Genomic DNA, 24,181 nt, shown 5'->3' with positions numbered 1-24,181 from the left:
GCCGCTGCCGACGAATCACAGGTCACGGCGGCGGAACACCAGCCCGGTGAGGCCTAGCACGAGCGCCACCCAGAGGACCGCCCAGGCCAGGTAGGTGAGGGTCAGCGAGGCGTCACTGAGGAACGGGTGGCCCTGCATGGCCGGGCCGAACTGCATCAGCACGGTCGGATCCTGGAAGGCGTTCATCGCCCCCCGCCACAGCCCGTCGGTGGGCAGCAGCATCCGGGACACCGTACCGACCCGGGCCACCCCCTCGTTGTCCAGCGCGGTGCCGAACGCGCCGACCACCCCCGCGATCCAGGTGGCACCGAACAGGCCGACGGCCACCACCCCGGAGGCCATCGGTGAACTGACGCTGGAGAGCAGCAGCCCCAGGGTCAGCAGTACGACGGTCTGCGCGGCGAGCAGCGCCAGGCCGGTCACCGGCTGCGGCGGCCAGTAGCCGACCGTGACCCGTACGACCAGCAGTTGAGCCAGGCCGGCCAGGGCGACGAAGCCGGCGCCGAAGGCGATCAGCCCGAGCCACTTGCCCACCAGCACCGCGAACCGGTGCACCGGTCGGGCCAGGATCGCCAGGGCCGCCCCGGACTCGATGTCACCGGCCAGGGTGGGACCGGCGAGGAACGCCGTACCCAGGGCGGCGATCAGGCTCAGGCCGAACATCACCAGGTTGAGCACCATGGCCGCGACCAGCCGGGCCTCGCCGCTGGTCAGCCCGCCGAACTCGGCGTCGATCCGGGAGAACCCCCAGGCGCTGAGCGCCAGCAGCACCACCGTCAGTGCGCCCAGGGAGCGCAGCACCCGCCGCCGGGCGGCCTCCTGGAGGGTCAGGGCGGCCATGGTGAGTACGGTCCGAAAGATCATCACCGGTCGCCTCCGGCACGCAGGATGGCCAGCAGCCGCTCCTCGAGACTGACCCGCCCCGGCTCGACCGCGTGTACCCGCACCCCCAGGCCGACCAGGTCGGCCACCAGCTCCGGTACGGCGGTCGGCTCGGTGTCCAACAGCCGGACGGTGAACAGGTTCCCCTCCTGGGTCAGGGCACCGGCGGCGGCCAGCCGGTCACGGGCCCGCTCGTCCACCCCGTCGAGCCGCAGCCGCAGCTCACCCTGGCCGAGCAGGTCGGCCAGGGTACCGGCGGCGGCCACCCGCCCGGAGTCGAGGATGACCACCCGGTCACAGACCCGTTCCACCTCGCCGATGAGGTGCGAGTTCAGCAGGACGGCCACCCCACGAGCCTTGAGGGAGAGCAGCAGGTCCCGTACGTCGGCCCGGCCCAGTGGATCCAGGGCGCTGGTCGGCTCGTCCAGGACGACGAGTTCCGGGCGGGCCACCAGCGCCACCGCCAATCCCAGGCGCTGCTGCATGCCCTTGGAGAAGCCGCCCACCCGGTCCTCGGCCCGGTCGGCCAGCCCGACGGCGGCCAGGCACTCCTGCCGCTGTCGTGGCGGCACCTCCGCACCGGCCAGCCGGACGTGCAGGGTCAGCACCTCCGCGGCGGTCAGCCACGGCTGATACCGGAACAGCTCCGGCAGATAGCCGACCCGAGCCCGCGAGCGCGGATCACCCGCCGGTCGTCCGAGCAACTGCACCTCGCCCCCGTCCGGTCGGACCAGTCCCAGCAGGATCTTGATGACGGTGGTCTTGCCGGCGCCGTTGGGGCCCAGCAGCCCCACCACCTCACCCCGGTCGACCGTGAAGGAGACACCGTCGACTGCGGTGCGTCGCCGGTACCTCTTGCGCAACTGCGAGCACCACACCGCCGGGGTGGGTGGCAGTTCGGCCAGCAGTCGCTCCGCCGCTTCGACCGATCCGCCGTCCTGCACCCCGGCAGGCGTGCCGTCCCGCTCGACGAGGAGGTCCCGCTGGGCGAGGTGCCGACCGCCGTTCCGGGTGACCGGGCCCTTCTTTGCGGCTACCCGGCCGCTCGGCCGGGCCTCCGGGCCGGTCACCGGTCCCACCGCAGGCCGCGCGCCACCGACAGCACCTCGTCGGCGGTCAACGGCCCGGCCACCGCGGTGACCGTCCCGGCGTCGACCCAGACCACCCCGGCCAGTACCCCGTCCCGCGAGGTGAGCACCGTGGCCGGCTTCCCGTGCACCTCGGTGGTGCCGGCGGTCAGATACCGGGCGTTGACCGGCAGCGGCAAGGTCGTACCGTCGCCGGTGAACTGCCGCAACTGGGCGGCGAGGTTCTCCGGCAGGCCCGGCAGCGACAGCAGGTAGTCGACCGCCGTGGACAGCTCGATGCCGGAGGAGTACGCGGTCGGGGCGGCCATCCGCGCCACGATCAGGTTCGGCACCCCCCGCTCGGCCGCCCACACCGCGGCGACTCCGGGGCCGGCGGTCAGCCGGAACTGGTTGCCGTCCAGACCGGCGGGCGGCTGCGGCAGCGGCTCACCGGCCGCCGCGGCCACCTGCTCGGCCTTGGCCGCCGAGAAGGTGAACACGGCGCTGGTGCGGTCCCCGACCTGGAAGGTCGGCTCACCGCTCACCCCCCGGGGCAGTCGGTCGACCCGGGGCAGGGGCAGGCCGGTGACCCGCTGCGCCTCGGCGGCGTCGCCGACCTGACGGACATTCGCCGCCTCGGTCATCTCCACCTCGCCGTACGCCGACAGGTCCGGCAGGGCGACCAGGTCGGCCTGGGCGATCGTGACCGGGGCGATCCGCTCGGTGTGGAAGATCTGCAACCAGTTCCCGGCCGCCGCGGCCCCGGCCCCACCCACCAAGGCGACAACGGCGACGGCCGCGACCACCGGGCTGCGCAGCGCGGCCCGCCACCGCCGTGCCCGGGGGGCCCGGACCCGGACCGGGTCGGGGTCGCCGATGGTACGGATCAGCCGCTGCCAGCCGGCCTCCACATCGACCTGCGGTGGCTCGGCCAGCGCCGCCGCGCTGATCGCCGCGTCCTGTCGGGCCGCGGCCAGTGCCGACAGGCAGGTAGGGCAGTTCGCCACATGTGCCCGGTCGGCGTCGGTGACACCGGCCGGCTCGTCCAGCAGCCGGCGCAGCGTGCCGTCACTCGGATGACGCATGACGGTTCAACTCCTTGCGTAGGGCGGACTCGGCCCGGCGTACGGTCGTGCCGACACTGCCGGGGGAGAGGTCTAGCGCGGCGGCGACCTCGGCGTAGCTGAGACCGCTGTGCCGCAGCAGGAGGGCGACGGCCTGTCGGCGGGGCAGTTGGGCCAGGGCGGCCCGTACCCGTCGACACTCGTCGCGGGTCACCACCGCCTCGGCGATGTCCGGGGCCGCCTCCGGGGGGCCCGCGAACTGCTCCCGGGCGGTGCGGCGGCGGCGGGACCGGACCTGGTTCAGCGCGGTGTGCGCCGCCGCGACCGACAGCCAGCCCACCGCCTGACCGGCCGGCACCGAGGAGCGCCCGAAGGCCAGGAACACCTCCTGGGCCACATCCTCGGCCTCGGCGCGGGACCCCAGGACCCGGGCGGCGACCGCGACGATCCGGGGATAGCTGGCCCGGAAGACCTGTTCGAGATCGGCCCGGATGCCGCTTTCTCCCGCTGCGATCGACCCGAGCACGCCACCCCCCTCGCGTACGGTCGGCCCGGCGGTGTGGCGGGCGGGCCCGGACACCGTCGGCGCGGGGGCCACCCCTGCCCGCCCGACTCGACCAGCTTCCTCCTCCATACCTGGTAAGCACCGTCGACCGCCCGGAAGTGACACCCTCGGCAGGAAATGTGGCGACACGAAGGGGTGGTGCGGCAACCAGTGCCGCACCACCCCCGTAACGCCACCCCTAGGCGTACCGGGTCGACGCCCTCAGGTCGAAGCGGTCCAGGTTCATCACCTTGACCCAGGCCGCGACGAAGTCCTGGAGGAACTTCTCCTGGCCGTCGGCGCTGGCGTACACCTCCGCGATGCCTCGGAGCTGGGAGTTCGCACCGAAGACCAGATCGACCGCGGTGGCCGTCCAGACCACCTTGCCGGTGGTCCGACTCCGGCCCTCGTAGACGTTCTCCGTCGAGGTGGACACCTTCCACTGGGTGTCCATGTCGAGCAGGTTGACGAAGAAGTCGTTGGTCAACATCCCGGGCCGGTCGGTGAGCACCCCGAGAGGGGTCTGTCCGGTGTTCGCGTCCAGGGCCCGCAGCCCGCCGATCAGGACGGTCATCTCGGGCGCGGTGAGGTTCAACAGGTTGGCCCGATCCAGCAGCAGGGTCTCCGGCGACAGCTTCTGCCCCTGGCGCACGTAGTTGCGGAACCCGTCGGCCCGGGGTTCGAGCACGGTGAAGGAGTTCACGTCGGTCTGTTCCTGGCTGGCGTCGGTACGACCGGGGAAGAACGGGACCGTGATGTCGTACCCGGCACTGCGGGCCGCCTGCTCGATGGCGGCGCACCCACCCAGGACGATCACATCCGCCAGGGAGATCCGCTTGCCCCCGGACTGCCCGGCGTTGAACTCCTCCTGCACCCCCTGAAGCACCGGCAGGACCTGGGCCAACTCGGCCGGGTCGTTGACCGCCCAGTTGCGCTGCGGCTCCAGCCGGATCCGGGCCCCGTTGGCGCCGCCGCGCTGGTCGGTGCCCCGGAAGCTCGCCGCCGAGGCCCACGCCGTACGGACCAGTTGGGCCACGGACAGGCCGGCGGCCAGCAGGGACGCCTTCAGGCTCTCCAGGTCGGCGACGTCGACCAGTTCGTGATCCACCGGCGGCACCGGGTCCTGCCACAGCTGCGGCTCGGGCACCCACGGCCCCAGGTAACGCGACACCGGACCCATGTCCCGGTGCAGCAGCTTGTACCAGGCCTTCGCGAACGCCTCCGCGAGCTGGTCCGGGTGCTCATGGAAACGCCGCGAGATCTGCTCGTAGATCGGGTCGGCGCGCAGCGCGATGTCGCTGGTGGCCATCATCGGGGCGTACCGGATCGAGGGGTCGTGGGCGGACGGCACGGCGTCGGAGGCGGCACCGTTCTTCGGCCGCCACTGCTTCGCCCCGGCCGGGCTGTCGTGCACCTCCCACTCGTACCCGAAAAGGGTGTCGAAGTAGCTGTTGTCCCAGGTGATCGGGGTGGGGGTCCAGGCGCCCTCCAGGCCGCTGGTGATGGTGTCGTTGCCCATGCCGGTGCCGAAGCTGTTCCGCCAGCCCAGCCCCTGCTCCTCCAGGGGGGCGCCCTCGGGCTCCGGGCCCAGGTAGCTGGCGGGGGCGGCCCCGTGGGTCTTGCCGAAGGTGTGCCCACCGGCGATGAGGGCCACGGTCTCCTCGTCGTCCATCGCCATCCGCCGGAAGGTCTCCCGGATGTCCCGGGCAGAGGCCAACGGATCCGGAACCCCGTTGGGACCCTCCGGGTTGACGTAGATCAGTCCCATCTGCACCGCACCCAGCGGGCCGGAGAGTTCCCGGTCACCGCTGTAGCGTTCGTCGCCGAGCCAGGTGTCCTCCGGCCCCCAGAAGATCTCCTCCGGCTCCCAGACGTCCTCGCGCCCGAAACCGAAGCCGAAGGTCTTGAAACCCATCGACTCCAGGGCACAGTTGCCGGCGAAGACCAGCAGGTCGGCCCAGGAGATCTTCCGACCGTACTTCTGCTTGACCGGCCAGAGCAGCCGGCGGGCCTTGTCCAGGTTGGCGTTGTCCGGCCAACTGTTGAGGGGGGCGAAGCGTTGCGCGCCGTCGCCGGCACCGCCCCGACCATCCTCGATCCGGTACGTGCCGGCGGAGTGCCAGCTCATCCGGATGAACAGCGGACCGTAGTGGCCGTAGTCCGCCGGCCACCACTCCTGCGAGGTGGTCATCACCTCGAAGACGTCGCGTCTGAGGGCCTCGACATCCAGACCGGCGAACTCGGTCGCATAGTCGTATGTCGCACCCATCGGGTTGGCCCGGGGTGAGTGCTGGTGCAGCACCTGAAGGTTGAGCTGGTTGGGCCACCAGTCCTGGTTCGTCTTCGGTCGACCCGGCTTGGGAGCCGGGGAGGGGATTGCCGGGTTCTCGCTTTCGGACACGTCTCTCCTCTGCAAACGGATTCTCGCCTATGTCAACTGAACGTCCCGCTTTCGGGACACTGCGTGACGCGCCAGGATGCGTCCGCTGGGGCGACCGCCCTCAGTAGCGTGGCGTACACCGAGCCCGTACCGCCGGTGGTCGCCGAAATCGGCGGACCGGCGTTCACCCCGATGCGTAGGAGACTGAAACGTGAATCCGTCTGAGCTGCCCACGTCGCCGGTACGTCAACTGCGGCTGGTCGTCGAGGCCGAGGACTACGAGGCGGCGGTCCGGTTCTACCGCGACGTGCTGGGCCTACCCGAGCAGGCCGCCTACGCCGGTGACGGCGACGCCCGGGTGGTGATCCTGGACGCCGGCCGGGCCACCCTGGAGATCGCCAACCCGGCGCAGAAGCGAATGATCGACGAGGTGGAGGTCGGGCAGCAGGTCGCGCCGAGATTGCGAGTGGCCTTCGAGGTCGACGACACCCCCGCCGCCACCGACCGCCTGGTCGCCGGAGGCGCCACCCAGGTCGCCCCACCCACCACCACCCCATGGCACTCCGTCAACGCCCGCCTGGACGCCCCCGCCGGCCTGCACATCACCCTCTTCCAAGAACTGCACACCCCCGAAACCCGCACCACCCTGGACGGCTTCACCACCAACCCCTAACCCGGGAGGGTCCTGTCGCCCAGCCCTGCCCACGCCCTGTTGATCAAGAAGTCTCGAAATCGCGTTCTGGAGACCACAAACTCTTGATCAACAGGGCGGGGTGGGTGGGGCGGAGGGTGAGGTGGGTAGGGTGGGGGTGTTGGTCGCGTTTGGTGCGCGACCCCTGGCGTCGAGGTGGTGGAGATGGGACTGGTGGTTGCCGCTGTCCGTCGCCTGCGCCTCCGCCTGCGACGACGATAGTCGTCGAGCTTCTCCGCGCGTTCTCCGTCGTGCTCGCCGCCATGCTGCGGCCGGCCGTCGTCTCGTGACCCGCTCACCCCAGCCCTCTCGGGAGTACCCGTGACCGTGCCCTCGTTGGCCTCGTCGTTGTCCGACAGCGTCTCCGCCGCCGCCACTTCCCTGGGGTTGGCGGACTTCGTTGCGCAGGTGCGCCGATCGGAGCACGCCGACTTCCAGGCCGACGGGGTGCTGGCGGCGGCCCGGTCGCTGCGGCGGCGCCCGCGTGACATCGCCGCCGAGGTGGTCGAGGCGCTGCGCGCCGAGGACCTGTCGGCCCAGGTCGCCGGGCCCGGATTCGTCAACCTGGACCTGACCGACCGGGCACTGTTGACCCAGCTCGCCGGGCGGCTCGCCGACCCCCGGCTGGGCGTCGGTACGCCGGAGGTCGGCGTCACCACGGTCGTCGACTACTCACAGCCGAACATCGCCAAGGAGATGCACGTCGGGCACCTGCGCTCGACCATCATCGGTGACGCGCTGGTCCGCATCCTCGAACACCTCGGCGGCACGGTGGTACGCCGCAACCACATCGGTGACTGGGGCACCCAGTTCGGCATGCTCATCCAGTACCAGAACGAGCAGCCCTTGACGCCCGACGACAGCGACGAGGTGTCGATGAGCCGGCTGGCCACCCTCTACCGGCAGGCCCGGGCCCGGTTCGACACCGATCCGCAGTTCGCCGTACGGGCCCGGCAGCGGGTGGTGGCGTTGCAGGGCGGCGACCCGGACACCGTGGCCGCCTGGCAGGACATCGTCGCCGAGTCCACCCGCTACTTCACCGAGGTCTACGACCGGCTCGGGGTGCGGCTGACCCCCGCCGACGCGGTCGGCGAGAGCGCGTACAACGATGCCCTGCCCGGCGTCGCCGCGGACCTGGCGGCCCAGGCCGTGGCGGTGCCCAGCGACGGCGCGCTCTGTGTCTTCTTCGACGAGGTACGCGGACCGGACGGCGCACCTAGCCCGTTGATCGTCCGCAAACGTGACGGCGGCTTCGGCTACGCCGCTACCGATCTGGCGGCGCTGCGGCAACGGGTCGCCGACCTGCACGCCGACCGGCTGCTCTACGTGGTCGACGCCCGGCAGTCGCTGCACTTCACCATGGTCTTCGACACCGCGCGGCGGGCCGGCTGGCTGCCGCCGCAGGTGTCCGCCGTGCATGTCGCCTTCGGCACGGTCCTCGGCCCGGACGGGCGGCCCTTCAAGACCCGGACCGGTGACACCGTGCGCCTGGTGGACCTGCTGACCGAGGCGGTCGACCGGGCCCGCGAGGTGGTCGCCGCGAAGAACCCGGACCTGACCGGGACGGCCCTGCACGAGCGGGCCCGGCAGGTCGGCATCGGCGCGGTCAAGTACGCCGACCTGGCCACCAGCCGTACCCGCGACTACACCTACGACCCGCAGCGGATGCTGGCGTTGACCGGCAACACCGGCGTCTATCTCCAGTACGCCCACGCCCGGATCCGGTCACTCCTGGCCCGGGCCGGGGACCTCGCCCCCACGGTGGACCCGACGACCACCCTGGACCCGGCCGAGCGGGCGCTGATCCTGGACCTGGACGCCTTCGCCGACACCCTCACCGAGGTCCTCGCCCACTACGAACCGCACCGGCTCTGCGGCTATCTGTACCGGCTGGCGCAGACCTTCACCACCTTCTACGAACGCTGCCCGGTGCTGCGCGCCCCCGACCCGGTCCGGTCCAACCGACTGGCCCTGTGCCACCTCACCGGCGACACCCTCCACACCGGCCTGTCCCTCCTCGGCATTCCCGCCCCCACCCACCTCTAGCCCTCCCTTCGGCCCCCTGGTCTCTGTTGACCAAGAGGTTTGCGTCTCGGGCATGCGCTTCCTCAGACCAAAACCTCTTGATCAACAGGGCGGGGGAGGGGCGGGGGCAGCCGGGCGGAGGCGGGTGGGTGGTCAGGTCCACCTTGCCCAGCGCGGTCGACAGTTCGATCAGGGCGGCGAGTGCCAACGCCTGCTCCACGGCAGGGGCCTCGTCGCCGTGCCGGCGCAGTCCGGAGTTGAGGGCCCGGAAGGCGGCCTGGTCGTCGCTTTTGAACTCGCGCAGGGTGCGGGCGTTGTCGAGCACCCGGGCCAGACCGGCCAGCTTCTTCGACCCGCCGTACTCCAGCTCGGCCGGCTCGTCGCGGCGGATGAAGGTGATGGTGTTGCCGGACGGGTCGACGACGCTGAACCGCGACGCACCGGGCCGGTAGCGGGTGATCCGAGGCAACCCCTGGGACAGCATCTTGCCGTACGTGCCGCGCATCCCCGCTACGAACGCGGCATGGTACGGCGCGACCGCGTCGACCATCACCAGGCAGCCGACGGTCTGTTCGGCCGGCTCGAACCCGCGCGGCGGACGGCCGTAGTGCAGTTCGAAGCCGCTGAACTCGAAGGCCAGGAACAGGTACGGCTTGCGTTGCTCCCAGGTCACCGCGAAGCCGAGGGCCCGCCAGAAGACGATCGTCTCGTCCACCGCCGCACAGGGCAGCAGCGGCAGGGTGGTCTCGTTCGGCGTTATCCGTTCCTCGGTCGTCTTCACCCGTACCCCCGGTTCCGGTCGATGTCCCGACCAGTGTGTCCCGCCCACCTGGTAGTACGGGGTCCCGGGGCGCGGGCCGAGATCGCAGCATCTGATCTGCGCCCGGGCCGACCACTACAGCAACCGATGCGCATCGATGTCTTGACAGTGCACAGGCGGCCGTAAACACTTGCGAAACAAGCCGATAACAGTGATCCCGGCGGGTCGCCGGGGTTGTTGTTAACGCTCACAAGCGTCGTCCCTGGACCCCGCCGGCGAGGAGAGCAACGGATGTCGAGAGTTCTGGGCCGGGTGGGTGCGCTGCTCGCCGCCGTCTGCCTGCTGTTGCTGCCCGCCGCGCAGGCACCCCGTGCCGAGGCCGCCGCAGCGGGACCGGGTGCCGAGGCCGCCGCGCAGGCGCCGGGAGCTGCCGCGCTGGATCCGTTCACCGGGTACCTGATGGCGCACTTCACCGGGGAGTCCGCCACCGGGGAACAGGTCTACCTGGCCCACAGCCGGGACGGGCTGACCTGGCGCGACCTGAACAACGGTGCCCCCGTCCTGCTCTCCACCATCGGCACCCGGGGGGTCCGCGACCCGGCCCTGGTCCGCTCGCCCGCCGGGGACCGGTACTGGATCGTCGCCACCGACCTGCGCATCGCCAGCGGCACCCCGTGGGGCGACGCCGCCAACCGGGGCAGCACCTCCCTGGTGGTGTGGGAGTCCCGCGACCTGGTCAACTGGTCCACCCCCTGGCTGATCAACGTCGCGGGTGGGATCCCCGGGGCGGGCAACGCCTGGGCGCCGGAGGCCATCTACAACCAGGCCACCGGCGACTACGTCGTCTACTGGGCGACGAACTCCGCCCGTAACGGGGTCACCAAACACCGGATCTGGTACGTGCGCACGACCGACTTCCGCAGCTTCACCGCCCCGCAGCTGTACATCGAGCGTCCGGGTGGCGGTCAGGGCATCATCGACACCCAGATCATCGAGGTACCCGACAGCGTCGGCGGCTACCGCTACTACCGGGCCTCCGCCGACGGACACATCACGATCGAGGCCAGCAACTCGATCCTGGGCTCCTGGACCAGCCTGGGCAACCTGTCCCACCTGGGCATCTCCAACGGCACCGGCGGCGGCAACGTGGTCGAGGGGCCGATGTGGATGCAGTTCAACGGCCGCAACGAGTGGGCGCTGTACCTGGACCAGTACGCCACCGGCCGCGGCTACCTGCCGATCACCTCGACCAACCTTGGCGCGGTCACCAACTTCCGCACCCGGTCCGACTTCCACATGGGGGCCAGCCGCAAACGGCACGGCTCGATCCTCAACCTGACCGCCGCCGAGGAGAGCCGGGTGCTGGCCCGCTGGCCCAGCAACGCCCCGGTCCACCGGATCCAGGCGTACACCCACCAGGACCGCTACGTGCGGCACGCCAACTACGACGTACGCATCGACGCGAACGTCAACCCCGCCCAGGACGCCCAGTTCCGGATGGTGCCCGGCCTGGCCGGCAACGCCGGGTACGTCTCCTTCGAGTCGGTCAACTATCCCGGGCACTACCTGCGGCACTACGGGTTCGACTTCGTGCTGGCGGCCAACGACGGCGGTGCGGTCTTCGCGGCCGACGCCACCTTCCGGCAGGTCCCCGGGCTGGGCAACAGCGGCTGGTCGTCGTTCCAGTCGTACAACTACCCCGACCGGTACCTGCGGCACTACGACTACCAACTGCGCCTGGACCCGATCACCGACACCCAGGCCCGCAACGACGCGACCTTCCGACTGACCTCGTGACCCCTCCGGGGTACTGGCGTCACGGCCGGTGGCTCGTAGGATTCGGACAGGACATCGCGCGGCGGCGGGAGAGGCCATGGGCAAGGGCGTCTATGTGCAGGAGTTGCCGGGCATCGGCAGACGGTACGACGTGGACCTGGGCAGCCACACCCAGCGGATCTCGATCGTGGTACGCCGGGACGGGACCCGGGACCTGTACGTCCTCGCCGCCGGGGCGGACGATCCGGTGGCCGTGATCGAGATGTCCGAGGAGCAGGCCCGCAAGGTGGGGGCTCTGCTGTCCGGCACCTACTTCACGGAGTAACCGACCCGCAGACGACCCCCTCGCGTCCACCTCAGGAGTCTCCGCCGTGCACGCTGATCTTGTGGGTTTCGGTGCCCTGGTGCTGATCGCGGGCCTGCTGGCCCGCTTCGGGCGGCGGATCAACCTGCCCACGGTGCCGTTCTTCATGCTCGCCGGCATCCTGCTGGGGCCGGGCACTCCGGGCCCGGTGCTGGTCTCCCATCCCGAGGATCTGGGCCTGCTCGCCTCGCTGGGGCTGGTCCTGCTGCTGTTCCACCTGGGGGTCGAGTTCCCGGTCGAACAGGTGCTCGGCAGCGGCAGACGGCTGTTCGTGGCGGCCGGGGCATACATCGGCCTGAACATCGGGGCCGGGCTGATCTTCGGGTTGGCCCTGGGCTGGGGCGGCTACGAGGCGTTCGTGATAGCCGGGGCCCTGGGCATCTCCTCCTCGGCCATCGCCACCAAGCTGCTCATCGAGCTGCGTCGGCTGGCCAACGCGGAAACCCCGGTCATCCTCGGCATCATCGTGATCGAGGACCTGTTCCTGGCCCTGTACCTGGCGCTGCTGTCGCCGCTGCTGTCCGGGGCCGGATCGGCCGGGGAACTGGCCCTGCGCATCGGGCTCAGCTTCGCGTACCTGGTGGTGCTCTTCGCGGTCGCCCGGTACGGCGCCCGACTGGTCGGCAGGATCATCGACAGCAACGAGGACGAACTGCTGGCCATCCTGATGGTCGGGCTGGTGGTGCTGGTGGCCGGCATCTCGGCCGAGATCGGTGTCTCCGACGCGATCGGCGCCCTGATGATCGGCCTGGTGGTGTCCCGTACCCCGATCCGGGAGCGGGTGGAACGGCTGGTCCTGCCGCTGCGCGACGTCTTCGCGGCGGTGTTCTTCGTGGCGTTCGGGCTCAGCATCAACGTCGGCGCGATCGGTTCGGTGGCCGTACCGGTGCTGCTGGCGGTCCTGCTGACCCTGGCCACCAACGTGCTGGCCGGTCTGATCGCCGGGCGGTTGTTCGGGCTCAACCAGCGGGGCACGGCCAATGTGGGCCTTACCGTGCTGGGGCGCGGCGAGTTCTCCCTGATCCTGGCCACCCTGGCGCTGGCCGCCGGGCTGGATTCCCGCCTGGGCCCCTTCATCGCCCTGTACGTGCTGGTGCTGGCCGTGACCAGCCCGCTGCTCGCGGCCAACTCGCGCTACCTGGCGCGGGTCATCCCCGACCGGCTGCTGCGCGGCAACTGGCGGTACGTGCGGGAGGAGACCATGAGCACCGCCTGCACCCACCTGGACCGGATCAACATCACCGAGTCCGACGCCGAGGCCTGCCCGCAGTGCGTGGCGTCCGGCGACGACTGGGTGCAGCTGCGGATGTGCCTGACCTGCGGCGCGTTGGGTTGTTGCAGCGACTCGGTGAACAGCCACGCCGAGGAGCACCACCGGCAGACCGGCCACCCCCTGATCCGGTCCCTGGCGCCCGGCGAGGACTGGCGCTACTGCTACCTCGACGGTGCCCTGGTCCGCGCGCCGATGGGCGCGACCCGGGAGTAGCTCCCGGGCCGCAGAGGCCGGCTCAGTCCAGGCGGTACAGCACCGCCCCGTCGATCTCCTCCCGGGTGATGCCCAGACCCTCTACCGGTCGGAAGGTCACCCCGTCCCAGGGGGTGCCGGCCAGCCGATCCGGCAGGACGACCACGGACCGGATGCCGGCCTGCCGGAGGAAGGCGATGCTGCCCGGGTCGGGGAAGGACATGCTCATCGTGCGGATGTCCTGCTGGCTGGGGGGTACGAAGTTGGCGAACCCGTTGGCGACCCGGGGGAACCCCTCGGTGGACCAGAGCATGACGTGGAATTCGGAGATGCCCTCGCCGGGGAGGACCAGCAGGGGTTCGGGGGCCGCGCTGATCGCCGTGGGCGCGGGCGGCACCTCCGGGTGGGGGGTGCGGTTGACGCCCTCGGCCAGCACCAGCACCAGCGGCACCACCAGCACGATCCGCCCGGCCACCCGCTGCCACCCCGTGTCGGGCAGTTGCCGCACGAACTCCGTGATCGCACCGGCGGCCAGCACGGCCAGCAGCAGGCTGGTCCAGACCATCAGCCGACCCGGGGTGCGCAGCGCGTCCCAGCCGGGAAGCAGCCGCGACAGGGTCATGTAACCCGGATCGCCGCCTCCGGCGAGGTTGCTGCCCAGCCCCAGGGCGCCGCTGACCAGCACCCCCAGCCCCAGCATGAGGCGGTAGCGCAGGCGGAACGCCGAGTAGCTGAGCCCGGCCACCCCCAGCATGATCAAGGTGACGCCGGGCAGCAGGGTCATCTCCGGGGGCCAGGACAGCTGGCTGCGGGCGGTCTCGAAGTAGTCGCCCCACAGCCAGGAGTCCGCCGGGGCGACCAGGTATCCCCGCAGTGGCGGGGAGAACATCTCCGTCCAGGACAGATCGCGGCGGGCCTGCGGGTACAGCTCCACCACCCGCAGGTAGGTGGTCCCCAGCCAGATGCACACCGCCCCGAAGAGGGCGCCGCCGACCAGGTTGGCCACCACCACCCGGCGGCCCAGCACCCACCGACCGCCACGCCACCGGGACCACCCCAGCCCCACCGCCACCACCACCCCGGCGGCGGCCAGGATGTAGATCAGGGGCAGGCCGATCGCCAGACCTAGGCTCACCTGCCAGGCGGCCACCAGCCAACCGGCCACGATCCAGCCGGGGCGGTGCAGATGCGGCCGGTGACCCTCGCGCAGGGACCAGCCGTGGCCGCGGGCCAGCATGGCCAGGCAGAGGGCGATGCCGCCGGTGGAGAGGATGTTCAGGTGGCCGCTGTGGGCCATCCGCCACGGCGCGAAGGCCCAGGCGATGCCGGCGACGGCCGCCGCCGTGCGCACCCCACCCAACTGGCGGACCAGGGCGTACGCCCCGACGAAGGCCAGCGCGTAGGCGAAGACGAACAGCAGGTTGTAGCGGAACACCGCAGCCTCGACCCCGCTGCCGAACAGACCGGCGGGGGCGTACCCGAGCAGGGTGTCCGTGTAGACGTAGCTGTAGGTGGCCGGCCACAAGGCGTTGGCGTGCCAGATCGCCAGCGGGTCGGTGAGCAGGGCGTGCCCGGCCCAGGCGACCTGCCAGGTCTGCAATGTGGGATCCGCCAGGTCGCCCGGGATGGTGGTCCACGGATTCTTCAGGGTCGGCCAGGTGAGGACGACGGCCAACAGCAGACCGGCCACCGAGGCCAGGGTCCACTCGTGGCGCAGCAGGCGCGAGGCCGTCCGTGCGGCCGCCGCCAGCCGCCCGGCCCCACCGGTCGACTCGGCCGGCGATTCGGGCCGGTCAACCTCGGGTTCCCGGCCCTCGACGGAAGAGGTTTCGGGCAGCTCTCGCCGTGTCGTCTCCACGTACCCTCCTGTCGGTGCCGATGTCGGCGTACCAGCCTCGCATCGTTGGCAGAGAAGCGCCATCATCGATGAGTTCTGGAACTTCCGGGACCGCCGACCGGAGCCCTGCGTCCCAACCGATGGGAGACGCCTCAGCGGGGCCGGTGCAACCGGCGGTACACCGGGGCCAGCCGCTTGTGCAGGTCCCGGTAGACCGCGAAGATCTCGTCGTAGGTGGCCCGGTGCTGCGGGATCGGGGTGAAGACCCGATCCGTACGCATCAGGTCGGGGATGTCGCCGAAGTCGAGCCGACCGGTGCCGACCGCACCGATCCATCCCGCCCCCCGGGCGTTCACCGCCAGCGGTCCGGCGTCCCGGCGGATCTCCACCCCCAGCACGTCGGCGAAGATCTGACACCAGGAGTCCGACAGGGCCCCGCCGCCGGTGATCGCCAACGAGGTGACCGGGATGCCCAGGAACCGGTCGACCGCCCCGGTGAGCCAGCGGGTGTTGAGGGCCACCCCCTCGAAGACCGCCCGCAGCAGGTCGGAGCGGTTGGTGTCCAGGGAGATGTTGAGGAAACCGGCGCGCAGGTTCGCGTCGTCGACCGGGGCCCGCTCGCCGTACAGCCAGGGGGTGTAGAGCACCCCGTTGGCCCCCGGCGGCACCCGGGGGATGATCAGGTCGAAGGCGTCGAAGATGGTGCCCCCGTCCCGGCTGAGGTGACCGGCGCCGAGCAGGGGATCGTCGTACTCGACGACCTTGTCCCGCAGCCAGGTCAGGTTGGCCCCGGCGGTGGCCTGCAGGGCGGTCATCAGGTAGCGGTCCCCGATCGCGCAGGGCACCGAGGCGATGCCGGCCGCCACGTCGGTCTTCTTGGCGGGCACATGCGCGGCGATCCAGGAGGAGGTGCCCAGGTAGAGGTGGGCCTGCCGGTCGCCGGTGGTGCCGGCCCCGATCGCCGCTGCGGTGGTGTCGATCGCCCCGGCCACCACCTGGACCGACTCGGGCAGCCCCAGGTGTGCGGCGGCGGCCGGGGTCAGCGGGCCCAGCACCTGGGTGCAGGCCACGATCGGCGGCAACTTGCCGGCGTCGATGCCGCAGTCGGCTACCAGGGCAGGGGAGTACCGGACCTCGCCGGGGCGGCGGTTGTCGGTCACCCAGGAGGTGAGGATCGAGTCGACAGTGGCCACCGTCCGACCGGTGAGCTTCAGGTTGATCCAGTCCAGCACGTTGAGGAAGGCGGCGGTGCGGGCGTACACCTGGGGCAGTTCGTCGCGGACGAACAGCATGTGGGCCGCGGGGTCCTTGCCGGTGGGGGAGGGCATCCCCCCGGTGAGCCGCAGCCACCGCGCGATGCGGCGCACGGACATCCCCTGGTACGCGGGGAAGCCGCCGAACTGTCGACGCAGGTGGGGTGCCCCCCGCATGTCCAGCCAGGAGATGCACGGGGTCAGGGGTTCCCCGGCGGAGTCCACCGCGATGGTGCCCTCACCCTGGGTGGAGGCACAGACCGTGGTCACCGCCCGCATCTGGTCGGGATGGGCCCGACCCAGGTCGGCGGCGACCGCCCCGAGCGCGGCCCACCAGGTCGCCGGATCCTGTTCGGCGCCGCCCCCGGGCAGCACCCGCAGCGGCAGGGACCGCTCGGCCCAGCCGGTGACGGTGCCGTCGGCGGCGACCAGGGCGGCCTTCAACGCCGAGGTGCCCAGGTCGACCGCGAACACCTGAGGGGCGGTGGCGGCCACCGGCTCAGACCCCCTCGACGAGGGCGAAGACCTGATCGAAGCGGGTCAGGGCGTCATCGATGACCGCGTCCGTGTCCGCCATCGAGGTGTACATCCGGGAACCGGCCAGGGTGATGATGCCGTGCGCGGTGTACGCCGCCCCCATCTGCTCCATCAGCCGCTTGCGGGCCTTGTTCTCCTTGAGCAGCTTCACCGGGTGCCGCATGTCCAGCAGCATCACCCCGCTGCACTCCAGGTGCACGATCGAACCCTGGTTGTACGCGACATACGGCAGCCCGTACGAGTCGATCAGCCGTTGCAGTCCCCGGGTCAGCCGGTCACCGGCCCGCCCGGCGATGACCGGGGCTCCTGTCCGGGCCATCTCCTCGATGGCGAAGTAGCCGGCCGCGCAGGACAGCGGGTTGGCCGACAGGGTCCCGCCGACCTGGATGTGCGCCCCGCTCTTACCGTCCAGGCCGGAACCGAAGACCGCCATCACCTCCGCGCGACCACCCACCCCACCGGCCATCGGGTAGCCCCCGGAGACCGCCTTGCCCAGCACGGTCAGATCCGGGGTGACCCCGAAGTAGCCGGCCGCCCCGCCCAGACCCAGCCGGAACCCGGTGACCACCTCGTCGAAGATCAGCAACGCGCCGAACTCGTCACACAACTGGCGGACCTGCGCGTTGAAGTCCCGGGGCGCGGGCCGGGTGCCGGACTCCGGGCCCACCGGCTCGACCACCACGGCCGCCGTGCCGCCGCGCAGCCGGTTCTCGATCAGCTTGCGTCTGAGCTGCCCCAGGTCGTGCGGGAAGGCCTCCCGGGTGCGGGCGGTGGCCCCGAAGGGGATGCCCTTGGCGTTCATCCGGTACGTGCCAGGCACCCGCAGCCCGTAGACCATGGTGTCCGACCAGCCGTGGTACGCCCCACCGACCTTGATCACCATCTTCTTGCCGGTGAAGGCCCGCGCGCCGCGGACCGCCGCCATCACCGCCTCCGTGCCGGAGCCCAGGGCGCGGTACATCTGGATGTGCGGCATGTACCGGTGGATGATCTCGGCGAGTTTGAGTTCGTACTCGTGGAACAGGCCGGTCACCGGGCCGCACTCGCGGACCACCTCGGCCACCCGCTCGTTGACCGGGCGGTAGTTGCTGCCCAGGATGGTCGGCCCACCGGCCTGCAGGAAGTCGATGTAGGTGTTGCCGTCCCGGTCGACCAGGTACGCCCCCTCGGCCTTCTCGATGGCCAGCGGGAAGGGGTAGTTGAAGGCCAGGTTGTGCTGCACCCCGCCGGGGATGCGCCGTTTGGCCCGGTCGGTGATCTCCTTGCTGGCCCGACACTTGGTGTCGAAGTAGTTCAGCACGTCGAGCAGCGCGTCGTGCCGCAGCCCCCGGATCGGCTGGGCGGTCAGGGCCTTCAGCCGCCGCATCACGTCCTCGACGTCCGGGTAGGTGCTGATCGCGTACCCCAGCCGGGCGGACTCGGCCCCGCTCGCCTCCGGGTCGACCGCCTCCGCCGTGGTTTCCGCGGCGACCGCGTCGGCGCTGGGCAGCGGCTCGTCGGCCGGTACCCGCAGCGGCTCCACCGCCTCGGTGATCTGGGCGGCGATGCGCTTCTCGTCGGCACGCAACTTGCCGAAGGCGATCTCCCGGATCGCGGTGGGGATGGTGAAGACCCGACCCGCCTCGCTGGTCAATGCCAGCAGGTAGGCGATGCAGACCTTCTCCAGCAGGGCCATGTTGAACACCGCCCGGTCCGGGTCGGTGCCCACCGCCACCACCCCGTGGTTGGCGATGATGAAGGCGTTGTCCCCGCTGGCCACCTTCTTCTGCACGTTGCGGGCCAGGAAGGAGGTACCCGAGGGGGCGTAGTCGATGATCGCCACCTCCCGGCCGAGGAACCGCACCTGCTCGTCGGTGAGCGCCGGGATCGGCTTGCGCAGAAAGGCCAGGGCCGAGGCGTACGGCTGATGGGTGTGCACGATCGCGTTGACGTCCGGGCGTTCCCGGTAGATGTTGGCGTGCATCCCGCACTCGATGGAGGGCTTGAGTTCCACCCCGGAGTCGTCCGGCACATGCCGGCCGTCGAAGTCGACGATGCAGATGTCCTCGACCCGCATCCGGTCGTAGTCGTAGTTGCTCGGGGTCACCGCGTACAACCGGTGACCGGGCACCCGCACGGACACGTTGCCCTCGGTGGCCTTGAGGTAGCCACGGTCGAGCATGGTGCGGCACATGTCGACCACATGCTGACGGGACAGGCGATGCTGCACGGCCCTTCTCCTCCGTCGACTCCTGGCCGTCGCCGGGTGCGCGGCGGCTCCATCCTCGCCCGCCCCGGCGGGCCGGGGCACCGTCCGTACGGCAGCGAGAACCCGGCCGCAGATTGTCCTCAGGTGACAAAATCTGCCGGGTGAGCGCGCCCCTGTCCGCCACCCCCTGGCGGCGACTGCCCACCGACCTGGCCACCGCCATGCGCCCGCACCTGCCGGCCACCGTGCCCGCCGTGGCGGTGGCGGTCACCGAGGCCACCCCCGCCTTCGCCACCGTCACGGACGAGAAGTTCCGCCGGGACGTGCACACGGCCGTCCAGGTGGCCCTGGACCGCTTCCTGGACCTGGTCGGCACGGACGAACCCGCGCTACCACCCCGCATCCGGGAGGTCTTCGTCGCCCTGGGCGCCGCCGAGGCCCGCGAGGACCGGGGCCCGGAGGCGCTGCTGGCCGCGCTGCGGATGGCGGCCCGGGTGCTGCTGCGGACCGCCTCGCAGTCCCTGGCCCGGCTCCGCCCGGTGGACACCGAGGAACTGATCGATCTCTCCGACGCCGTCAGCGCCTATGTCGCCGAACTGGCCGCCGCCAGCACCGACGGGTACGCCCTGCAGGTGCGCGAGCAGGCCGGCGAGGACCGGCGGCGGCACCTGGCCGAACTGCTGCTGCGCGGCGACGGCATGGCCAACGCCGTGCAGGCCGCCGCCGCCCGGATCGGCTGGCCGGAACTGCACACCGTGGTGCCCGTACTGCTGCCGCTGGAGCAGGCCCGCGACGCCCGGTTCCGGTTCGGCGCGGACGGCCTGGTCGTGGAGCGCGGCCGGGACGCCGTGCTGGTGCTGAGCGCCGGGCCCCGGACGACCCGGGCCGCCCTGAGCGCGGCGTTGGCCGGCCGGTGGGCGGTGGTCGGCCCGGCCCTGGCCTGGCCGCAGGTCCCCGCGGCGGTACGCCTGGCCGAACAGGCCGCCGGGCTTGTCGAGCCTGACGCTGGACCGGTCTTCGTCGACGACCACCTGGTGTCGTTGACCCTGCGCGGGGAACCCGGCGCCCTGGCCGTGCTCACCGAACGCAGACTGGCCCCGCTGCACGACCTGCGTCCGGCGCAGCGGGACAACCTGCTGGTCACCCTGCATTCCTGGCTGCGGCACTGGGGGGCCCGGGCGGAGGTCTCCGCCGAACTGTTCGTCCACCCGCAGACCGTCAGCTACCGGCTGAAACGCCTGCGCGACCGGTATGGCGGCGACCTCGACGACCCGACCGTCCGGCTGGAACTGCTGGTGGTGCTGGCCGGCCTGTTCGGCCCCCCACGACACCACGCAGGTCGGTAGGGTCTGCCGCATGGAGGCCGCCGACATCGCCGCCCGCTTAGGGGTGCCCGTCGAGGAGGTCGAGCGGGTGCACCGGCTCGCCGCCGACCTGCCCTCGGCTCCCCTGCCCGCCAGATCCGCAGCCCCCGCGATCCTCGACCGCCTGGCGGTACCCCCGGAGGACGCCGCCGAGATCATGGCGGCCTGGCCCGACCCGGACTCCCCACAGTGGACCCCGGAGCTGCGCTGGCTGCTGGACCGCTCGATCGCCCTGGTTCGCGCCGACCTGGGCGGCCACGGTTGGCTGCCGCCCGGCCCGGAGTTGCCCCGGGACCGAGGCCCCGCCTGGCGGCACCTCTACGTGTACGCGTACCTGGCCCTGGTCGAGGTAGCCATGGGATACCACCGTGACCACGGCATCCCCGAGCCCGTCTCCTGGACCGCCTTGGCCGACCTGGGCCGGAACCTGGCCATCGACCGGCGGATGAACGGCGAGGGTTGGCCGGTCATGCAGAGCTGGTTGACCCTGCATGTGCGGGGTGCCGTGTACGAGCTGGGACGGTTGCAGCACCACCGGGGCGGCGCCACCCTGGACCTGCACATCCCGGACTCGGGGCCGATGACCCCGCAGGCCGTGGCGGACTCCCTCGATCAGGCCCGGGAGTTCTTCCCGCGCCACTTCCCCGAGGAGCACTACACCGAGTTCGCCTGCGGCTCCTGGCTGCTGGATCCCCAACTGGCGGAGTACCTGCCGGCGGACTCCAACATCGTCCGGTTCCAGCGCCGGTTCGAGCTGGAACCCTACGAGCAGCCCGAGGGGCTGGACCCCGATGTGGAGGTGCTGCGGTTCGTGTTCCGGACCCTGACCACCCCACTGGAGCGGTTGCCGCGCCGTACCGTGCTGCAACGCGCCGTCATCGACCACCTGGCCGCCGGCCGCCACTGGCAGTGGCGGCGCGGCCGGTTCCCCTTCTAGAACACCCCTACGCCGGTCCGGCGGTCAGCACCTCGGCCAGCATCCGATGGCCTTGGGCCTCGAACGCCTCGTCGCCCACCTGGTGGGCCCAGGCCGCGGTGCCGATCGCGTTCCGGACCAGGGTGCGGTGCCAGGCGCCCGGCTCCCGAGGATCGGCACCGTACCCGTCGAGGAAGGCCGCTTCCAGGCGCGGATCCCGACGGAACTCCTGCACGGCCAGCCGGGCGAAGTCCGTGAGGGCGGGACGCAGTGCGGCCCGGCCGAAGTCGATGATGCTGACGACTCCGTGGTGAATCAGCCAGTTGCGGGGCTGCCAGTCCCCGTGGGTGGGCACCAGGATGGCGGGCGGGGTGGGCCAGTCGGCGATCTCGGCCCGCAGCCGCGCGACGGTGCTCGCGGGAATCCGGTGTGGTCGGCCCAGCCAGGCCAGTGACCGCTCGTTCTCCCGCCGCTCGTAGTCGTCGTTGAGGACCGAGGTCTGGGCGTGCAGCAGGGCCAGCAACTCGCCCGCCTGCCGGTAGGTGTCGGGCTGCTCGGCGTGGGCGGTGCCGAGCACCAGGTCACCGGGCAGGTAGCGGGTGACGAGGATCTTCTCCTGGATGCTGCCGTGCACCAGGGTGGGTGCCCGGCCCCGGTCGGTCCAGGGCCGCAACCAGGTGCGGTGGGCGTGCAGTTCCCGGGCGATGTGGCGGTCCTCGGCACCACCGGCCTTGACGATGAACCGGGACCCCGCCCAGGAAACCTCGACCACCCTGGTCGCCACCAGGCCCCAGCTGTGCTCCCGCACCAGGGTCGCCCCCGGCAGCCACCGCCGCAGCAGTACCCGCTGCCCTGGCGCCAGCTCCTCGTCCCAACCCGCCGTCCGCCCGGCCCGCTCGACCCGGTCGGAGGTCGCTGATCCTGGCCTCGCATGGGCGTACCGGGTGATCCAGAGACCGGGGATGGCCTCCAACTCGTCGGTCCGCACGAACCCCAGACCCTCGTACAGCCGCCGGGCGGGGCGGTTGTCCCGGCCCGTGGCGACGACGACTCGACGGTGACCCGCGATCACCAGAACGGCCGCCACCAACCCCCGGCCGGCTCCTCGCCGATGGGCCGCCGGATCGACCAGCAGCCGGTCGATGTCCACCAGGGAGTCCTCCTCCGACCAGCCGATCGCCCCGATCAGGGCTTCCTGCTGGAAGGCGCCGAGCCACCTCAGGGGTGCGGAGCGCAGCGCGTCGAGGGTCTCGTGCAGTGGCGGGATCCGGTCGTCGCCGATGAGCGCCGCCTCCACCGCGTACGCCGCCTGCTGGATGCTCAGCAGTCCCCGGACCAGGGCTTCGTCCCTGCCCGGTGCGATCTCCCTGATCTCCATCGGTGGATCTCGCCTCCCCGATCAGCCGTCCAGGCGGAGGCCACCGCACGATTGTGCACCCTCCGCAGCAGCCCTGCCCATGATCGTGCTCGATCTGGGATCGAGTGGCTCACGTCAACGGGTAAGCCACTCGATCCCGGATTGAGAGGGCTGCCCAAGCCCGTCATTCCCAGCGGAACAGCAGGGCGGCTACCAGGGTGCCGAGGAGTACCGTGGCGCCGAGACCGAGCAGGGGTGCCGCGTCGATCGTCGAGCCGGCCCAGGCGGCGGAGAGCGCGTCCACGGCGGCACCGAAGGGCAGCCAGGCGCCGAGTTCGGCCAGCGGTTCGGGCAGATTGTCCCGGCCGCCGAACATGCCGCCCAGGGCGCCGATGAGGAAGAAGGTGACCAGGCCGATGGCCACGGCCGAGTTGGGGGTCGGGGCGACCGCGGCGACCATCATGCCGAGGGCGTACATCGCGGCCATCGTGAGTGCCAGCACCCCGAGGGCCACCGCCAGGTCGGCCGGTGGCCGGGCACCGAAGGCCGCCAGCGCCACCCCGGCGGCGACCGTGATGCCGGTGAGGGTCTGTGCGACGCTGACGATCGTCTGGGCGGCCAGCACCAGCGCGGGCGAGACCGGGGTGACCGCCAGCCGCCGCAGGATGCCCGAGCGTCGGTAGTAGGCCAGGAAACTCGGCATGTTGATGATGCCGATCATCGCGACGACCATGGTGACCACCAGCGGGAGGACGAACACCTCCAAGGCCGTACGCCCGTCGGCCACGACCTGGCCGCTCGCCGGACCGGCGCTGGTCAGCAGGATCAGCAGCGGCAGGCCCAGCGGGACGACCAGCCCGGGGGTGTCCCGTACGACCATCCTGGCCTCACATCCGACGAGGACCAGCAGGGCGCGCGCCCCGGGGCGATGGGGCAGGGCAGCGGTCGTCATGCCGCCTCCTCCAGGTTCTTGCCGGTCAACGCGACGAAGGCTTCGTCCAGGGTGTCGGTGCCGGCCCGACTGCGCAGACCGGCGGGGGTGTCCACGGCGATGACCCGGCCGGCGTCCAGGACGGCTACCCGGTCGCAGAGCCGTTCGACCTCCTCCATCGCGTGGCTGACCAGCAGGAGGGTGACCTGATCGGACCTGAGCCGCTCGATGGTGCCCCACATGCGGCGCCGGGCGGTCGGGTCCAGGCCGGTGGTCAGCTCGTCGAGGATGGCCACCCGGGGCCGCCCGACCAGCGCCAGGGCGATCGAGAGCCGCTGTTTCTGCCCGCCGGAGAGCTTCTCGAAGATGGTCCGGCGTTGCCGGGTCAGGTCGACCAGGTCCAGCAGTTCGTCCGTGGGACGGGGATCGGGGTAGAAGCTGCGGTACAGCTCGACCAGTTCGCTGACCCGCAGCGCATGATGCAGGTAGGCGTCCTGGAGTTGGACGCCGAGCACCTGCCGCAGCCGGGCCCGGTCACGGCGGGGATCCAGGCCCAGGACCCGTACCCGCCCCCGGTCGGGGACCCGGAGCCCGGCGATCATCTCGACGGTCGTCGTCTTGCCCGCGCCGTTGGTGCCGCACAGGCCCATCGTCTCACCGTGCTCGATGCGCAGGCTGACCTCGGTCACCGCCTGGACGCGGCCGTACCGCTTGGCTAGGTCTTCGGCGAGGACCGCCGGCTCGGAACTGGTCATGTCCGCCACGCTACGAGCACAACCA

The 24,181-nt window shown here is 71.4% G+C and carries 19 protein-coding genes; 7 read left to right on the top strand and 12 right to left on the bottom strand.

Going from position 1 to position 24,181, the window contains the following annotated elements; translation table 11 throughout:
- Window positions 1–15: 15 nt before the first annotated feature.
- From ACGFIK_RS13390 to katG, 5 genes are all read right to left on the bottom strand, one after another.
- Window positions 16–864 (bottom strand): ABC transporter permease subunit, encoded by an 849-nt coding sequence (locus tag ACGFIK_RS13390; protein ID WP_327027141.1) that lies wholly within the window; start codon window positions 862–864, stop codon window positions 16–18.
- Window positions 864–1,952, bottom strand: coding sequence for an ABC transporter ATP-binding protein (locus ACGFIK_RS13385; protein ID WP_327026294.1), 1,089 nt, complete (start codon window positions 1,950–1,952; stop codon window positions 864–866). The genes ACGFIK_RS13390 and ACGFIK_RS13385 overlap by 1 nt, the downstream gene beginning before the upstream one ends.
- Entirely contained in the window at window positions 1,949–3,034 is a 1,086-nt protein-coding gene (locus ACGFIK_RS13380) for a hypothetical protein (RefSeq protein WP_327026293.1), read from the bottom strand. Before ACGFIK_RS13380 ends, ACGFIK_RS13385 begins: the two co-directional genes overlap by 4 nt.
- A complete protein-coding gene (locus ACGFIK_RS13375; protein ID WP_327026292.1) occupies window positions 3,018–3,647 on the bottom strand; it encodes a sigma-70 family RNA polymerase sigma factor in 630 nt (209 codons plus the stop codon). The genes ACGFIK_RS13380 and ACGFIK_RS13375 overlap by 17 nt, the downstream gene beginning before the upstream one ends.
- 109 nt (window positions 3,648–3,756) lie before the next feature.
- Window positions 3,757–5,958 carry a catalase/peroxidase HPI gene (gene katG, locus ACGFIK_RS13370; protein WP_393339401.1) on the bottom strand — a complete coding sequence of 734 codons (2,202 nt, stop codon included), beginning with the start codon at window positions 5,956–5,958 and terminating at the stop codon, window positions 3,757–3,759.
- Between the two features lie 190 nt (window positions 5,959–6,148).
- On the opposite strand from katG, the gene ACGFIK_RS13365 reads away from it, so the two are divergent.
- Together ACGFIK_RS13365 and argS are read left to right on the top strand one after the other, a co-directional pair.
- Complete coding sequence (locus ACGFIK_RS13365) at window positions 6,149–6,610, top strand: VOC family protein (RefSeq protein WP_327026291.1); 462 nt, start codon at window positions 6,149–6,151, stop codon at window positions 6,608–6,610.
- 339 nt (window positions 6,611–6,949) lie between these two features.
- Window positions 6,950–8,674 carry an arginine--tRNA ligase gene (gene argS, locus ACGFIK_RS13360; RefSeq protein WP_327026290.1) on the top strand — a complete coding sequence of 575 codons (1,725 nt, stop codon included), beginning with the start codon at window positions 6,950–6,952 and terminating at the stop codon, window positions 8,672–8,674.
- Here argS and ACGFIK_RS13355 read toward each other — a convergent pair.
- Window positions 8,610–9,434, bottom strand: a complete 825-nt coding sequence (locus ACGFIK_RS13355) for a glyoxalase (protein WP_327026289.1) — start codon at window positions 9,432–9,434, stop codon at window positions 8,610–8,612. The genes argS and ACGFIK_RS13355 overlap by 65 nt on opposite strands.
- A gap of 270 nt (window positions 9,435–9,704) precedes the next feature.
- Here ACGFIK_RS13355 and ACGFIK_RS13350 point away from each other — a divergent pair, with 270 nt between their 5' ends.
- The 3 genes from ACGFIK_RS13350 to ACGFIK_RS13340 all read left to right on the top strand — a co-directional run bounded on the left by ACGFIK_RS13350 (window position 9,705) and on the right by ACGFIK_RS13340 (window position 13,039).
- Window positions 9,705–11,210, top strand: a complete 1,506-nt coding sequence (locus ACGFIK_RS13350; RefSeq protein WP_327026288.1) for a glycoside hydrolase family 43 protein — start codon at window positions 9,705–9,707, stop codon at window positions 11,208–11,210.
- 76 nt (window positions 11,211–11,286) lie between these two features.
- Complete coding sequence (locus tag ACGFIK_RS13345) at window positions 11,287–11,514, top strand: potassium transporter TrkA (protein ID WP_327026287.1); 228 nt, start codon at window positions 11,287–11,289, stop codon at window positions 11,512–11,514.
- 46 nt (window positions 11,515–11,560) lie between these two features.
- Window positions 11,561–13,039 (top strand): cation:proton antiporter, encoded by a 1,479-nt coding sequence (locus ACGFIK_RS13340; RefSeq protein ID WP_327026286.1) that lies wholly within the window; start codon window positions 11,561–11,563, stop codon window positions 13,037–13,039.
- A gap of 22 nt (window positions 13,040–13,061) precedes the next feature.
- Here ACGFIK_RS13340 and ACGFIK_RS13335 read toward each other — a convergent pair whose 3' ends face one another.
- The 3 genes from ACGFIK_RS13335 to ACGFIK_RS13325 all read right to left on the bottom strand — a co-directional run bounded on the left by ACGFIK_RS13335 (window position 13,062) and on the right by ACGFIK_RS13325 (window position 18,854).
- Complete coding sequence (locus ACGFIK_RS13335; protein WP_327027139.1) at window positions 13,062–14,768, bottom strand: hypothetical protein; 1,707 nt, start codon at window positions 14,766–14,768, stop codon at window positions 13,062–13,064.
- 239 nt (window positions 14,769–15,007) lie between these two features.
- Entirely contained in the window at window positions 15,008–16,603 is a 1,596-nt protein-coding gene (locus tag ACGFIK_RS13330) for an FGGY-family carbohydrate kinase (RefSeq protein ID WP_393339395.1), read from the bottom strand.
- Between the two features lie 4 nt (window positions 16,604–16,607).
- The gene (locus ACGFIK_RS13325; protein WP_393339391.1) at window positions 16,608–18,854 is read right to left on the bottom strand and encodes an aminotransferase class III-fold pyridoxal phosphate-dependent enzyme; all 2,247 of its coding nucleotides are present in this window, start codon (window positions 18,852–18,854) and stop codon (window positions 16,608–16,610) included.
- A 140-nt stretch (window positions 18,855–18,994) separates the two neighbouring features.
- Here ACGFIK_RS13325 and ACGFIK_RS13320 point away from each other — a divergent pair, with 140 nt between their 5' ends.
- Together ACGFIK_RS13320 and ACGFIK_RS13315 are read left to right on the top strand one after the other, a co-directional pair.
- Window positions 18,995–20,179, top strand: coding sequence for a PucR family transcriptional regulator (locus tag ACGFIK_RS13320; RefSeq protein ID WP_393339388.1), 1,185 nt, complete (start codon window positions 18,995–18,997; stop codon window positions 20,177–20,179).
- 10 nt (window positions 20,180–20,189) lie between these two features.
- Window positions 20,190–21,134 (top strand): acyltransferase domain-containing protein, encoded by a 945-nt coding sequence (locus tag ACGFIK_RS13315; protein ID WP_393339385.1) that lies wholly within the window; start codon window positions 20,190–20,192, stop codon window positions 21,132–21,134.
- 7 nt (window positions 21,135–21,141) lie between these two features.
- Here ACGFIK_RS13315 and ACGFIK_RS13310 read toward each other — a convergent pair whose 3' ends face one another.
- The 3 genes from ACGFIK_RS13310 to ACGFIK_RS13300 form a co-directional block, all read right to left on the bottom strand.
- Window positions 21,142–22,491: a GNAT family N-acetyltransferase gene (locus ACGFIK_RS13310; RefSeq protein ID WP_393339383.1), complete on the bottom strand. Its 1,350-nt coding sequence runs from the start codon at window positions 22,489–22,491 to the stop codon at window positions 21,142–21,144.
- A gap of 163 nt (window positions 22,492–22,654) precedes the next feature.
- Window positions 22,655–23,422, bottom strand: coding sequence for an ABC transporter permease (locus tag ACGFIK_RS13305; protein ID WP_393339381.1), 768 nt, complete (start codon window positions 23,420–23,422; stop codon window positions 22,655–22,657).
- Window positions 23,419–24,156, bottom strand: coding sequence for an ABC transporter ATP-binding protein (locus ACGFIK_RS13300; protein WP_393339379.1), 738 nt, complete (start codon window positions 24,154–24,156; stop codon window positions 23,419–23,421). The genes ACGFIK_RS13305 and ACGFIK_RS13300 overlap by 4 nt, the downstream gene beginning before the upstream one ends.
- Window positions 24,157–24,181 lie beyond the last annotated feature (25 nt).

The sequence above is a fragment of the Micromonospora sp. NPDC048871 genome, from assembly GCF_043198155.1.
GTDB lineage: Bacteria > Actinomycetota > Actinomycetes > Mycobacteriales > Micromonosporaceae > Micromonospora.
The sequence above is the reverse complement of the archived record's forward strand: the minus strand, read 5'-3'. Positions and strand labels throughout refer to the sequence as shown.

What these genes read in the sequence shown, in the direction of transcription:
- ACGFIK_RS13390 (WP_327027141.1), bottom strand. Translation starts at nt 864, where the DNA reads ATGATCTTTCGGACCGTACTCACCATGGCCGCCCTGACCCTCCAGGAG.
- ACGFIK_RS13380 (WP_327026293.1), bottom strand. Translation starts at nt 3,034, where the DNA reads ATGCGTCATCCGAGTGACGGCACGCTGCGCCGGCTGCTGGACGAGCCG.
- ACGFIK_RS13375 (WP_327026292.1), bottom strand. Translation starts at nt 3,647, where the DNA reads ATGGAGGAGGAAGCTGGTCGAGTCGGGCGGGCAGGGGTGGCCCCCGCG.
- ACGFIK_RS13350 (WP_327026288.1), top strand. Translation starts at nt 9,705, where the DNA reads ATGTCGAGAGTTCTGGGCCGGGTGGGTGCGCTGCTCGCCGCCGTCTGC.
- ACGFIK_RS13345 (WP_327026287.1), top strand. Translation starts at nt 11,287, where the DNA reads ATGGGCAAGGGCGTCTATGTGCAGGAGTTGCCGGGCATCGGCAGACGG.
- ACGFIK_RS13315 (WP_393339385.1), top strand. Translation starts at nt 20,190, where the DNA reads ATGGAGGCCGCCGACATCGCCGCCCGCTTAGGGGTGCCCGTCGAGGAG.
- ACGFIK_RS13310 (WP_393339383.1), bottom strand. Translation starts at nt 22,491, where the DNA reads ATGGAGATCAGGGAGATCGCACCGGGCAGGGACGAAGCCCTGGTCCGG.
- ACGFIK_RS13305 (WP_393339381.1), bottom strand. Translation starts at nt 23,422, where the DNA reads ATGACGACCGCTGCCCTGCCCCATCGCCCCGGGGCGCGCGCCCTGCTG.
- ACGFIK_RS13300 (WP_393339379.1), bottom strand. Translation starts at nt 24,156, where the DNA reads ATGACCAGTTCCGAGCCGGCGGTCCTCGCCGAAGACCTAGCCAAGCGG.